The following is a 13,797-nucleotide window of genomic DNA, read 5'->3' as shown; positions in this document are numbered from 1 at the left end:
AAAATTAAGAAATTTTGCTAAAAAAGCTGGTATTAAGGTTGTTTATATGAGCTTATTATTATGAAATATTAGGTAATTACATTTATTAAGTAAAAGAAAGAAGAACTAATTCATAGGTTACTCTTTCTTTTTTATTTCAATAATATAAATATATTAAGTTATACTGATTTTAAAAAATTTTAGGCCATATGAAAGGTTGGATTTGTTTCAATATCTTGGACATAAAAATTCGAACTTACTTAAGCTGCATTCAAAGCCTTAAATTCTACCTCATTAGGAGTATTATAATCAAGAGCTGAATGTAGCTTTTTACTATTGTAAAAACTTTTCATATATTGAAAAGTTGATTTTTTAGAATCTTCATACTTTTCATAAGTATTTCTATAAACTTCTTCTTTCTTTAAAACAGCATGAAATGACTCTATACATGCATTGTCATAAGGACACCATTTTTGACTAAAGGATTGTATTATATTAAATTCATTGCATAGATTTTTCATATAATTACTTGTATATTGTGAGCCTAAATCACTATGAAATATTATTTTATTATCTTTGCCTATATCTTGAAGATAATAAGCATTTTTTAGTGCTGCTATAACAAGATCATTTGTCATATTTTTACCGAAAGAGTATCCCACTATTTTCTTAGAGTGTAAATCAAGTACAGAAGTCAAGTAACACCAACCATCTTTTTGCGTTTTTATGTAGGTTATATCTCATGTCCATTTCTCATTTATGCTTGTTGTTGCAAAATCACGCTTCAAAAGGTTTTCTAAACCTTCTTACGGCTTTTTATTACTATAATATTTCATTTTCCTCTTTAATTCTAGCCATTTCTTTCTTTAATTTGGCTACTTCTTTTAATGTTATAACTTCATCTTCAGATATTTTTATTTCTTTGTTAGATTTTACCCAACCATTTATAGTTGATTTTGCTATGCCATATTCACTACTTATTTCAGAAATTGTCATATCAGATTTATATAAATCATTTCTTTATAATCTTCAGTATATTTTTTACCTCTACCCATAGTAGTTTAACAGAGCCAAATAATAAAAACTAATATTCATTGGAAAATTTAATACTTACTTGTAGTATCTCTAACTATTAATTCAGTTGGTACAACAATATGCTCAATAGGTGCAATTTTATTATTTTTTTTAAGGTTTATTTGTCTTAATAGAGACTTTATAGCATAGTCAGATATTTTATCAATATTTTGACCTATTGTTGTTATAGGAATTATTGCTTCAGTAGAAATTGGAGAATTATCAAATCCTATTAGTTCGTATTCGTCTGGTATACTTTTTTTATTTCTTATAAGAATATTTAGAAAGATATTTGCATGTGTATCATTACTTAGAAATACTCCTTTTTTTACATAAGGATAATTTTTCTCAATATCTAAATAAATTTGATAAAGAGAATTATAGCTTTCCTCAAAAGAACTTTTAATGTCTGACATATAAATCTTAAAATCCTGATTATTCCTTTGGCAAGTTTCTTTAAATGCTTCAATACGCTTGTAAGCAGGAGTATTGCCATTTATTTTTCCATTTATATGTATTAATATATCACAGTTATTCTCAATTAGTAATTTAGTTGCTTTTTCAGCACCAGAATAATTATCACTATTTACACTTGATATATAATTGTCTTCGCGTTCTATGGCTACAATTGGAATATTAAATTCTTTTAATTGATGTGAACTTATAGAATGACTTAATATTATAAGCGCTTCAATTTTATAAGCCATTAGTTCCTTTATATATTTTATTTCTTCATTTGGATCAGAATTTCCTAAGAATACTAAAAATTTATAATTATATTTACTATAGGTATCTATTATATTATTTAATATTTGAGAATAATAGTGAAGAAATAAGTTAGGGATAATAATTCCTATAATTTCAGTTTTACCATTTGCTAAACTTCTGGCAACTTTATTTTCAGTATAATTTAATTCTGATAATGCTTTTTCAATTTTTTGTATTGAAGCTTGAGTCAAAGTTTCTGGAGAATTAAAATATCTTGATATTGTTGTCTTAGAAAAATTTGTATATTTAGCTATATCACTAAAAGTGATGTTTTTTTTCATGTAATTACCTCCTATTTCAATAATCCTTATATTAAGCTTATAAATACAAGGTTTAAAATATGTATTAAAACTATGTAAAGTAAAAGAATATTAAAATTAATGAAATTATATCATTAAATATTAATTTCAGCAAAAATATTAAAAATATATTGATTTGTAAATGTTTTCCTGATATACTTTAATTAAGATAACCGGTTACATTACCGGTAATTTAAAATAGGAGGAATGAATAGTGAAGAAATTTTATGGTTTTGTTTTACTAATATTTTGTTTTAATCTTTTTGGATGTTCTTTTAGAAATACAGAAGTATCAAATAAAAATATTCAAGGATATGACAAAGGCGAGGAGCTTATAACAATGTGGGTTCATGTTATAGAAGAAACTTCAGAAGGACAAGCTTATAAAAATTCAGTAGAAAGGTTTAATAAAGAATACAATGGTAAGTATTGTTTAAGTGTTGAATTTGTACCTCGTAATGAAAGTGGAGGAGGATATACTGATAAAATAAATTCATCAGTAATTTCTGGAGGACTTCCAGACATAATAACTGTTGATGGGCCCAATGTATCAGCTTATGTTGCAAACAACATAATTCAGCCTTTAGTAGGTATAACTGATGATGAAAAGGCTAAATATTTACCGTCAGTAATAGAGCAAGGAACAATAAACAATAAATTATATGCATTAGGTCTAATGGAATCTAGTACGTTATTTTATTATAACAAAGATATATTAAACGAAGTAGGAATACAAGTACCATCATTTGATAATCCATGGACTTGGGACGAATTAAATAAGGTCTGTGAAAAAGTTAAGAACTATTTAGATAAAAAAAATGGATATCCAATAGATATGTCATTCCCAGCAGGGGAAACAACTATTTATTTTTATGCACCATTTATATGGTCAAATGGTGGAGATTTTGTAAGCTCTGATGGTTTAAAGGTTAATGGAGTATTTAATTCTGAAAAGAATGTAGAAACTATTAGTTATTTTAAAGAAATTACAGACAAAGGATATATACCTAAATATACAATAAGTGATTTATTTGAAAAGGGAAGAGCTGCATTTAAATTTGATGGAGCATGGGCTATTACAAATATAAGAAATAACTATCCAGATTTTAATTTAGGAATAGCACCATATCCAGTGGGAAATGATTGGAATGGAGAAAAGTATACACCAACAGGAGGATGGGCTTTTGCAACAACTACAACTTGTAAAAACCCTGAGGCTGCAAAAGAAGCAATCAAGTTTTTAACTAATGCAGAAAGTGGCATAGATATGTATAACTTAACAGGTAATTTACCATCTACATTTGAAGCTTATGAAAATATTGATGCATTTAAAACTGATGAATTATTTAAAACAGCATATTATCAGCTTGTTAACTATGGTCATCCAAGACCAAAATCACCAGCTTATCCTCAGATAAGTACATCATATCAGCAGGCTATTGAAGGTGTACTATTAAATGATGAAACACCAGAAGAATCGTTATATAAAACAATGAGAAGAATAGAAGATAAGTTAATACGTTATCAAGATTAATATAATTGGAGGTGGAAAGTAATGAATAAGATAAGAGAAAAGATAATGGGAATGGCTTTTTTTGGTCCAGCATTAGTGTTACTAACATTATTTTTGTTTATTCCTATGATTTTAACTTTGATATTTAGTTTTACAGACTTTTTTACATTAAATCCTAGCGCAACTAAGTTTGTTGGACTTAGAAATTATACAAGATTATTTAACGATGAGTTATTTGGAAAAGCATTTTTTAATACAATAAAATTTGCACTTGTAGTTGTACCATTGCAGATGGGAGGAGCATTACTTTTAGCACTTGGCATAAATAAAGTTACTCATTGTAAAAAATATTTCAAAATAGCATTTTTTATTCCAGTAGTAATGTCACTTGCAGTAGTATCAACTTTGTGGATGCAGATTTATAGCCCTGAAGGTATATTAAATAATATGTTAAATGCTATTGGAATATCATCTCAGCCATTTATATTCAGTAAAGATCAAGCACTTAATTCTATATCAGCATTAAGTATATGGCAAGGAATGGGATATCAGATGATTATATTTCTAGGTGGCTTGCAGGCTATTTCTCCTAGTTTATATGAAGCAGCAGAAATTGATAATGCAAGTGGATGGGGCAAATTTTGGAATGTAACAGTTCCAGAGCTTAAACCAATTTCAATATATATATTATTAACAATTACAATAGGAGCATTTAAATTATTAGTTCAGCCTATGGTGATGACAGGAGGAGGACCAGCCTTCTCTACATATTCACTTGTGTACTATATCTATGATACTGGTACAGTTAATTGGGATATGGGATATTCTTCAGCAATGGCAATTGTATTTGCAATTATAGTAATTGCACTTGCAGGTATTCAATATAAACTTACAAACAAAAAGGAGGATTAATATGCTTTCAAATAAAGGAAAAATTTTTAATAGAATTCTTATAGTTTTTATGCTTGTATTATCACTATTGTTTTTATTTCCTATTATATGGATGATTGTAAATTCTTTTAAATCAGATGCTATGATAACACAAGATATGAACAGTATAGCAGCATTTCTTCCACCACTTAGCTTTGATAACTTTTTTGAAAATTATATAACTATTATTACAAACAGCAGTTTAATGCGATATATGACTAATACGTTAGTTTATGCAGCAATACTTATAGTTTTAAGTATTATAGTTAATGGTCTAGCAGGATATGCTTTAGCAAAAATAAATTTTCCATTTAAAGAAGTATGGGTATTTATAATACTATTATTAATGATTGTACCCATGGAAACTATAAGTATTATTCACTTTTTAATGATTGCAAAAGCAGGACTATTAAATACTGTAGTTGGATATATTCTTCCTATGATTGTAAGTCCGTTTAACATATTCTTATTTAGACAAGTATTTATGAAGCTTCCAGATGATTTATATGAAGCAGCGCAGCTAGATCATTGTGGTCCATTAAAATATTTTTTCAGAGTTGTTATACCTATGTCAAAGTCTATAGTAGCAACAGTAGGGGTATTCACATTCTTAGGAATATGGAATGATTTTTTATGGCCATCATTGGTGTTTACATCAAGCAATTTATTAACAGTTCAAATAGGATTAAATTCAATTACTGCAAATGATAATGTTACAACAGGTCAGGTACTTGCAACTATAACACTGGTTACAATACCAATATTAATAGTATATTCTCTTTTCTCTAAGCAATTAGTAGAAGGAGCAATGTCATCAGGATCAAAAGAGGGCTAAAATTTATATAAATAAAAGAAAGGTTAGGCGATAAAATGGGTTTTATAGAATTTAAGAATGTAGAAAAACAATATAAGAATGCAACAAAGAAGTCAGTTACTGATTTTAATTTATCCATAGATGAAAAAGAATTTATAGTATTTGTAGGACCATCAGGATGTGGTAAATCAACAACTTTAAGAATGCTTGCAGGTTTTGAAGAAATAACTGGAGGAACTATTTCAATAGATGGAAATATAGTCAATAATACGCCGCCAAGAGAACGTGGAATATCTATGGTGTTCCAAAACTATGCATTATATCCTCATATGACAGTAGAAGATAATATAGCTTTTGGATTAAAGAATATTAAAACTCCAAAAGATGAAATAAAGAAAAAAGTAAACTGGGCAATTGAGATTTTGGGTTTAGAAGAATACAGAAAGCGTAAGCCTAAGAATTTATCTGGAGGACAACGTCAAAGGGTTGCACTTGGAAGAGCAATAGTACGTAATCAAAAAGTATTCTTAATGGACGAGCCTTTAAGTAATTTAGATGCTAAATTACGTGTCAGTATGCGTAATGAGATAAGTAAATTGCATAGAGAACTTGGAAGTACTACAATTTATGTTACCCATGATCAGGTTGAAGCTATGACTATGGCAGATAGAATTGTTGTTATGAAAGATGGAATAATACAACAAATAGGAACACCTATGGACTTATATGACAATCCTAGAAACAAATTTGTTGGAAGCTTCATAGGCTCACCACAAATGAACTTTCTTAATGTTGAAGTTAAAGGAAATAAAGCTATATTAGAAAATGGAAGCAAAATAACGCTTCCAGAAGGAATATTAAAAAGAATGAACAACAGACAAGGCAAATTATGTATGGGATTTAGAGCTGAAGATATAAAGCTTGATAATCTAAATATTGGATTATTTGAAGACAGTATTATTACTTCAGCTATAGAAAATACAGAAATCATGGGAAATGAAAATAACTTGTATTTTAAAATAGGAAACACTACATCAGTAGCAAGAGTAGGAAAAGAAGACGTAAAGGAAATTGGAGAGCAATTCAAATTTGTAATCAATGTAAATAAAGTTCATTTCTTTGACTTGGATACTGAAGAAAATATACTAAACTTAGGAAATACCCTAACTTTAGATCATAATTAAAAAAATATATTAAAATTAAGAAATACTCTAACTTTAGAGAACTAGGAGGGAAATTAATGAGAAGACCTAAATTACATTTCACATCACCTAAAAATTGGATAAATGATCCTAACGGATTTATATATTATAAAGGAGAATATCATTTATACTATCAATACTTCCCATATGCTGCAGAGTGGGGAACTACACATTGGGGACACGCAACTAGTAAGGATTTAGTAAATTTTGAACATCACGGTATTGCATTATTCCCAAGTAAGAAATTTGACAGTAACGGATGTTTCTCAGGAACAGCATTAATAGAAGATGATAAACTACAATTTTATTATACTGGAATTAAATATTTAAGGACTGAAGATGAAAATATTCATAAACCATATGATAATGAATCATTTGAAGCGTGCCAAGTGAAAATAGAAAGTAAGGATGGATATACATTTGATAACTTTAATGATAAAAAAGTTGTTATTCCACCTATAACTGATAGAAAATTAGGTAATAAAACTCATACAAGAGATCCAAAGGTTTGGAAATATAAAGATGGATATTCAATGATAGTTGGAAGTAAGTTTGAAAAAGAAGGTGTAGAAGGATATATAGGACAGGCTCTTTTCTACACAAGTAAGGACGGCGAATCTTGGGAATACAAAAACCGTTGCTACGATGAAAGTATAGGTGATATGTGGGAATGTCCAGATTTAGTTAATGTAGATGGAAAATATATTTTAATTATATCTCCTGAACATATAACAAATGATGGGGTAAACTATACAAATAATTCTATTTACTCAATTGTAGATTTTGATGAAGAAACTTGTGAAATGAAAATAACAAATGGATATAGTTATTTAGATGAAGGGCTTGATGTTTATGCACCTCAAACAACTTTAGACAAAGATGGAAACAGAATTTTAATTGGCTGGGTTCGTATGCCTAAGAAGTTTGAAGGTGAAGAATGGATAGGTATGATGACTCTTCCAAGAGTAATAAATGTAATAGATAATAAAGTACATTTTGCAGTTACAGAAAATATACAAAACTTATTTACAAAAGAAATAAATAGATCAGATTTTGATATTAATAATCCATGCAGAATAAAAGTAAAGCTAAACAAAGAAAGTCATATAAATATTGGAGGATACAAAATATGTGTAGAAGAGGATAGCATAGCAGTTGATAGAAGCAGTGTGTTTGTAGAAACTGATTTTAAAGGAGTAAAATTTAAATCATCTAAATTAGATGGAATATATGATTTAGACATATTTGTAGATAACGGAATAATTGAAATCTTTATAAATGGTGGAAAGTATGTAATTACAAATGTAGTATACAATATGCAATCATACATTAAATATGATAATATTAATGAATTGGAAATATTTGAGATAAATAATCCTGATATTATTTTATAAATTGAAAAAGTTTAAGAGTACCGCATTTTTAAAATAGTAGTACTCTTATCTAGCATATTATTGGAGGAATGGAAGATGAAAAAAGTACTTTGCCCTGGAGAAGCATTAATTGATTTTGTATCTAATGAGCATGGAAAAGCTTTAAAAGATACAAGTGGATTTATTAGAAAAGCTGGAGGTGCACCAGCTAATGTTGCTGCTGCAATATCTAAGCTTGGAGCAGATGCATATTTTTGTGGAACAGTTGGAGATGATTTTTTTGGGGAGTTTTTAGAGGAAACCTTTAAGAAAAATAATATTAATACTGAAATGATGATTAAATTAAAAGATAAAAGCACTACATTAGCCTTTGTTTCACTTAAAGAAGATGGGGATAGAGATTTTAAGTTTATGAGAAATGCAGATTCAGATTTAACTTTTGATGAAATAAAGAATAATCTTGATCAATTTGATTTATTCCATTTTGGAAGTGCAACAGCATTTCTTGAAGGAGAATTAAAGAATACTTATTACAAGCTAAAAGACTATGCATTAAAAAATAATAAGATAATAACTTTTGATGCAAACTACAGAGACGCTTTATTTGGTGAAGATAAAGATACTTTTGTAAGTTGCTGTAAAGACTTTATAAAAGACAGTAAAATAGTTAAACTTAGTGATGAAGAAGCATGTTTAATAAGTGGCATGGAAAACATAGAAGAAGCAGCTAAATATATAATAGATTTAGGTTGTGAAAACTTAATAATAACTTTAGGTAAAAAAGGTGCACTTCTTACAACTAAAGAAAAACAAATATTAATACCAACAAACGAAATGAAAATGGTAGATGCAACAGGTGCTGGTGATGCTTTTATAGGTGCTGTTATTGCACAAGTGCTTGATATTCCTAATAAAAGCATAGAAGATATAATAAAAACAGCTAATTTAGTTGGAGGAATTACAACTACAAGAATAGGTGCATTAGAATCAATTCCAACATGGGATGAAGTAAAACAATATAGTAAATTAGATCAAATATAGTATATTTCAAAAGTGTAGATATACAAAATAAAAGTTTGCAATTTTAACATTAGAATATGCTTAGATAATTGTGTCATATATAAGTAATAAAAATAGCTAGATTACCTGGAATTATCCAATATCTAGCTATTTTTATATAATAGTATACATTTTAAACTTATTATTTTCCAAGAGTACTTCCAGTGATTCCTCTTTCAGCTAAAATATCATAAATAGTTTGAGAAGTAGTATTTTCTAAAGTATATCCAAGAGAAGCAACAACCTTTTCTAAATTTTCAATGGAATCTGTTTCTATTTCAATATAAGGGAAAGGGCAGAAGCTTTTATCGTTAATATCTATTTCTACAAGAGCATTTTCAAGTTCATAGCTTTCTATATATTTTTTTATTTGCAAAGAGTAATAAACTTAACTTATTAACAAAAATGTTATATAATGTTAATAAGTTGTTAAATATAGGAGGATATTATGAGAAGATTAGTAAGTCTATTACTTTCAATAGGAATATTAAGCGGTGCATTCATTGGTTGTAGCACAAACAATCAAAAAGAAGTAAGTGATAATGAAAACAGCTCTAATATTTCTAATGAGGAAAAGAATAATAAAGAAGAAGTTAAAAATGATAATAATGATAAAAAGGAATCAAAGGATTCAGAAAATGATACTAAAGCAAAAAAAGAAGAAAAATCTTCAGAAAATGAAGAAGTTGTTACTGTAAAGAATGGAATTATAACTATACCAAAGGGGTTTAAGATTGCTGAGATAAAACTTAATTACAATAGAAAGAATATATTAGAACTTAATGAAGTTGAAAATTATTCTGATTTAGACAAAGAAAATATTTATGGAGCTATAATAGGTAAAAATCCTTTGGAGGTTGGAAATATTGATGGTGATTGGAATTATAACACCTTTCTTATGCATGGTTTATCATTAAGGTATCCTAATTTCTTTAAAATACAAAAAAGTGAAATGCCAGATTTAGAATGTGGAATAACTCTTAAGAGTAAAGATAAAAAAATAGAATTTTCAGCAGGGTTAAATGATAATCATGATGGAAAAACAGCTAAAGATGAGCTTGATATTGAAAATAAATGTAATGAGAAAGATAGCAAAATATTAATTAGTAATCTAGAAGGAAATACATATACCTTTGCTTGTGAAAAAAATGGCTTAATAATTTATGAATATGGAATTGTAGAAGGACCAGATTCAGATATACCAGTATTTATATATAGATATCCTGCTAAATATAAAGACACATTTGATAAGATAATTGAAGAATCAAAGAAGAGCTTCGTACCAACTAAAGGATTTCCAAGAGAGGTTAATAATAACTCTAATAAGGTAAATGATAAGAAGTCAAATAATGTTCAGTCAAAGGATAACGCTCAAACAATGGACATTAAAGAGTACGGATTAACTCCAGATGAGGCTATAAAATTATTTTATAAAAATGATCCTAAAGGATTAAAAACACAAAATGAAGTTGATAAATTTTTAATTAAGAATTATAAAAGTGCTGATATATCAGTATTTTATGATAATTTAGATACCATATTAAATAATTTTGATAATAATATGGTATATATAGAAAAACCAGAGTGTGAGATATCTCCTGTTGCTTTTATAGGGAATGAACCTATATATATGTTTGAAGGATGGGGACAAGTTAATACTACATTTTATATGGATAGCAAAGGAAATTATTATGGAAATGAAGTATTATTAAATGCTCTTATGGAGAATAATTTATATAGATTTCTTGATGGGAAAAAGATAAAAGTAGTAAAGAAACCATCTTTTAATAGTAAAGGATGTTTACTTATGTATAATGATGAAGATTAAAGAGGTAAATATTATGAATAACAATAAAAAATTTAAGTTTATAGTATATTTAGACAACAAGGAGTTAGTAAAGCAATTTTTTTATAATAACATTGCTCCATTTACATATTACACTTTACCTGTCTGTGGGATACCTGCTGGCAAGGTTATTTTTGAAATAGAAAATGGAAAGATTTACTTAAAAGCAAAGTTAAATGATTTTGAAAAGGGAGAACACATTGAAACCTTAAGTGAAATAGGCTTTGAGGATTTAGATGATTTTAGCATTAATAAAACAAAAAATAAGGATGTTTACCACATTACAATGGCCAAGAAAAAACACAAAGTAGGACTAAACTGTAGCAATGGTTTAAATGATGATCTGGCTAAGGAAATAGTTCAGTATGTGAGGGAGAGTGCTTAAATGCATAGTTCAAAGAAGTTAAATTCATATTTGGAAATGAAGCACTAAATAGAGCAACAGGCTACTTTAAAGATGGAATTATACTTGGCTACTACATTTTCTACTTTAAAAATATACAAGTAGCTTACAGAGATAAATCAGGAAACATCATTGTAGAAGGATACGACAAAAGCCCCTTCAAAATAACCATTGCAGCAAAGAGAAACAAGAAGTATTTCTCCAAAATTTTAGATGTGGATTAAGGTAAATAATATAAGGATACACTTATAAATAGTAAACTCATTAAATCTAAAATAGATTTAAGGGTAATAATTAAATATAAAGTTATAAGAGTTCTAAAAATATCAATGCACAAAGATAATAAAAATGATACCAACATAGGTATCATTTTTTTATTTTATAAATTAACTTCACACTAGGAGAGTTTTTTATTAGTTTCCTCTAAAAATAAATATTTATTCTTAAGGAAAGTTATATAAAGTGGGAATAAAAGTTGTTTCCAACCATTCATATAATTACCACAATCAAAAAATATGGTTTCATTATCTGAATTAGAAAAATTCAATTTAGGGCTTCTACACCAATCTATTTTTAGATAAATTGTGTGATCCCCTTTCTCTAAATTTATTTGTTTTGTTTCACCACATTTTATCTTTCCATAATAGGTATCATCTATAATTATTTTATAAGATCTCATAACGTCAAGTAAGTTATCTCTATGTATTATTATCATAAATACCCCACCTTTTATTACCGTAATTTATATGTATATTTTACTAAAATTTAAACAAACAGTAAATAAAAGGAGGGTGAATTTGTTAATTATATATAATAAGAATTGAAAAGTAAAATGGACATGATATCTGTCCATTTTTACTTAATTATTGATATATACTTATTAAATTTAGAACTTTGAATCTAATAATCTATGTATTTAGCAGTTTACATCTAATAGCTCCCTTGAAATTTCTTCAAATCTTTCATCAGATATACCAAGTTTTTTCTTAAATATATCATCATCAATTCTAGCAACAATAACCTCATTAGGGCAGATTGTTTTTATAACTTCCTTCAGTTTATTAACTGATTCAGAGTCATCATTATATCCCTTAACTATGGTTATTTCAAATATGAATTTGCCATTATATTGTTTATTAAAGGAAGCCATATTTGATATGTATTCATGAAGGGTATAGCCTTCAATTGGTCTTTGAACCTTCTTAAAATCTTCCTCTGTTATTACCTTTATTTCTCCAATAACTTCATCACATTTATTAGCAATCTTTATATATTCATCCTTTCCAAGCATGTAACCATTAGAAAGTAGTCTTACAGGAACTCCCTTTGATTTTATAAAATCTATAATATCCTGAATTTTATCATTTATTAAGGCTTCTCCCTTTGAATTAATAAAGATTAGATCAGGTTTTGTATCATTAATCATATTTTCTAGTTCAATTAATGACTCATCCACATTATCAAAGGATTTTTGAGTATCTATTTTATTCTTTGATCTTCCTATAGGACAAAATATACAATCAAAATTACAGTACTTTTCTGGAAGCACATTAATCTCTAAAACTCTCTTTCCATCCTCAATATAAACCTCTTTATAGGTAAAATTATTCATAAACTTATCCTCCGTAAATACTTAAATTATAGCTTCCTTATTGTTAATATGAAGTATTGAAATCTCAGATTTTCCACCTAAGTTTTTCTCTACTAATTGAGATAACTCTTTTAAGGCATTTTCAAAATCTTTTTCTCTATTTTCATCAACTAACTCAATGCATAAGAAAGCATTTTTTGTATCTTCTGTTAACATAGTTCTTACTGACTCACGCCAATTCCAGCATCTGCAAATAGCTCCTTCATCATCTTTATAAACTATTTCTCCCTCATAGGGTGGCTCACTTTTATCTGATCCTAAGGTAATAAAACTTTCATCTCCTGTTGCCTTAGTTAATCTTATATCTCCAATAAACTTATCCATATCCTCTCCACCACAAGGCATGGCATACTTTAATGATATAGAGTTGTAAATATCAACTAGTGGGTTAATTGTTCCTAATCCTTTACCAGTAGAAACCCTCTTTAATAAAGCTTCAATTGATGATCTAGCACCTTTTTTAGTCTTAAACTTTTTAAATGCATCTCTCCATACCTTAATAACTTCATTGCTGCTAAATTCTTCGTTAGGTAAGTGATTTAAAGCTTCCTTTTCTCCTTGAGAAATCATGTCCTTATATTGGTTCTCATCTTTTATAGTATTATCTATGCCATTGCAAGTGATAATACCTATCTTTGCATTAGGGAATAGCTCCCAAAAATCATCCTCAATAATAAACTTTTTCATAACAATATACCTCCTTTAAAATAAAAAAGCCAGAGAAATATTATAAAAATATCTCCCAGGCTTTTATCCTTCCGTGTTCACAGTTTATCTGTGCGTTTTCTCTTGGACCAGACTAACTAAAAAGCTACGGAACCCTAGAAAACCATATATTATTAAACTTTAATTAACAAATAAAAAATTATAAGTTAATTTTAGCATA

At 27.8% G+C, this 13,797-nt stretch carries 14 protein-coding genes, 1 pseudogene and 1 riboswitch; of the genes and pseudogenes, 8 read left to right on the top strand and 7 right to left on the bottom strand.

From position 1 onward, the window contains the following. Positions 1-239: 239 nt before the first annotated feature. The 3 genes from I6G60_RS15490 to I6G60_RS11440 all read right to left on the bottom strand — a co-directional run bounded on the left by I6G60_RS15490 (position 240) and on the right by I6G60_RS11440 (position 2,102). Positions 240-677 carry a transposase gene (locus tag I6G60_RS15490; RefSeq protein ID WP_371830502.1) on the bottom strand — a complete coding sequence of 146 codons (438 nt, stop codon included), beginning with the start codon at positions 675-677 and terminating at the stop codon, positions 240-242. 124 nt (positions 678-801) lie between these two features. Next, complete coding sequence (locus I6G60_RS15485) at positions 802-975, bottom strand: hypothetical protein (RefSeq protein WP_371830501.1); 174 nt, start codon at positions 973-975, stop codon at positions 802-804. A gap of 107 nt (positions 976-1,082) precedes the next feature. Next, entirely contained in the window at positions 1,083-2,102 is a 1,020-nt protein-coding gene (locus tag I6G60_RS11440) for a LacI family DNA-binding transcriptional regulator (RefSeq protein ID WP_004457320.1), read from the bottom strand. Positions 2,103-2,334: 232 nt separating this feature from the next. Here I6G60_RS11440 and I6G60_RS11435 point away from each other — a divergent pair, with 232 nt between their 5' ends. From I6G60_RS11435 to I6G60_RS11410, 6 genes are all read left to right on the top strand, one after another. Beyond that, positions 2,335-3,654 (top strand): ABC transporter substrate-binding protein, encoded by a 1,320-nt coding sequence (locus tag I6G60_RS11435; protein WP_049040173.1) that lies wholly within the window; start codon positions 2,335-2,337, stop codon positions 3,652-3,654. A 21-nt stretch (positions 3,655-3,675) separates the two neighbouring features. Next, positions 3,676-4,545: a carbohydrate ABC transporter permease gene (locus tag I6G60_RS11430; RefSeq protein WP_003467041.1), complete on the top strand. Its 870-nt coding sequence runs from the start codon at positions 3,676-3,678 to the stop codon at positions 4,543-4,545. A gap of 1 nt (position 4,546) precedes the next feature. Continuing rightward, positions 4,547-5,398: a carbohydrate ABC transporter permease gene (locus I6G60_RS11425; RefSeq protein WP_004457083.1), complete on the top strand. Its 852-nt coding sequence runs from the start codon at positions 4,547-4,549 to the stop codon at positions 5,396-5,398. 35 nt (positions 5,399-5,433) lie between these two features. After that, a complete protein-coding gene (locus I6G60_RS11420) occupies positions 5,434-6,561 on the top strand; it encodes an ABC transporter ATP-binding protein (RefSeq protein WP_197925341.1) in 1,128 nt (375 codons plus the stop codon). Between the two features lie 56 nt (positions 6,562-6,617). Beyond that, positions 6,618-7,973, top strand: coding sequence for a glycoside hydrolase family 32 protein (locus I6G60_RS11415; RefSeq protein WP_197925339.1), 1,356 nt, complete (start codon positions 6,618-6,620; stop codon positions 7,971-7,973). 75 nt (positions 7,974-8,048) lie between these two features. Beyond that, positions 8,049-8,993 carry a carbohydrate kinase family protein gene (locus I6G60_RS11410; protein ID WP_004457102.1) on the top strand — a complete coding sequence of 315 codons (945 nt, stop codon included), beginning with the start codon at positions 8,049-8,051 and terminating at the stop codon, positions 8,991-8,993. 160 nt (positions 8,994-9,153) lie between these two features. Here the strand turns inward: I6G60_RS11410 and I6G60_RS11405 are convergent. After that, positions 9,154-9,378 (bottom strand): annotated as a pseudogene (locus I6G60_RS11405) (CYTH domain-containing protein); the annotation flags it as partial. A gap of 81 nt (positions 9,379-9,459) precedes the next feature. Between I6G60_RS11405 and I6G60_RS11400 the strand changes: the two are divergent. Next, complete coding sequence (locus I6G60_RS11400) at positions 9,460-10,839, top strand: hypothetical protein (protein ID WP_197925337.1); 1,380 nt, start codon at positions 9,460-9,462, stop codon at positions 10,837-10,839. Between the two features lie 13 nt (positions 10,840-10,852). Beyond that, entirely contained in the window at positions 10,853-11,242 is a 390-nt protein-coding gene (locus I6G60_RS11395) for a hypothetical protein (protein WP_111744150.1), read from the top strand. A 415-nt stretch (positions 11,243-11,657) separates the two neighbouring features. On the opposite strand, the gene I6G60_RS11390 is transcribed toward I6G60_RS11395, so the two are convergent. The 3 genes from I6G60_RS11390 to I6G60_RS11380 all read right to left on the bottom strand — a co-directional run bounded on the left by I6G60_RS11390 (position 11,658) and on the right by I6G60_RS11380 (position 13,598). Then, the gene (locus I6G60_RS11390) at positions 11,658-11,975 is read right to left on the bottom strand and encodes a hypothetical protein (protein WP_004457089.1); all 318 of its coding nucleotides are present in this window, start codon (positions 11,973-11,975) and stop codon (positions 11,658-11,660) included. A 201-nt stretch (positions 11,976-12,176) separates the two neighbouring features. Continuing rightward, entirely contained in the window at positions 12,177-12,872 is a 696-nt protein-coding gene (locus I6G60_RS11385) for a radical SAM protein (RefSeq protein WP_004457341.1), read from the bottom strand. A 21-nt stretch (positions 12,873-12,893) separates the two neighbouring features. Continuing rightward, positions 12,894-13,598 carry a B3/B4 domain-containing protein gene (locus tag I6G60_RS11380; RefSeq protein ID WP_004457187.1) on the bottom strand — a complete coding sequence of 235 codons (705 nt, stop codon included), beginning with the start codon at positions 13,596-13,598 and terminating at the stop codon, positions 12,894-12,896. 50 nt (positions 13,599-13,648) lie between these two features. Continuing rightward, positions 13,649-13,747: riboswitch (guanidine-I (ykkC/yxkD leader) on the bottom strand. Positions 13,748-13,797 lie beyond the last annotated feature (50 nt).

It is taken from the genome of Clostridium perfringens, from assembly GCF_016027375.1.
GTDB lineage: Bacteria > Bacillota > Clostridia > Clostridiales > Clostridiaceae > Sarcina > Sarcina perfringens.
Note: the sequence above shows the minus strand (reverse complement) of the source record. Positions and strands in the feature narration are given on the sequence as shown.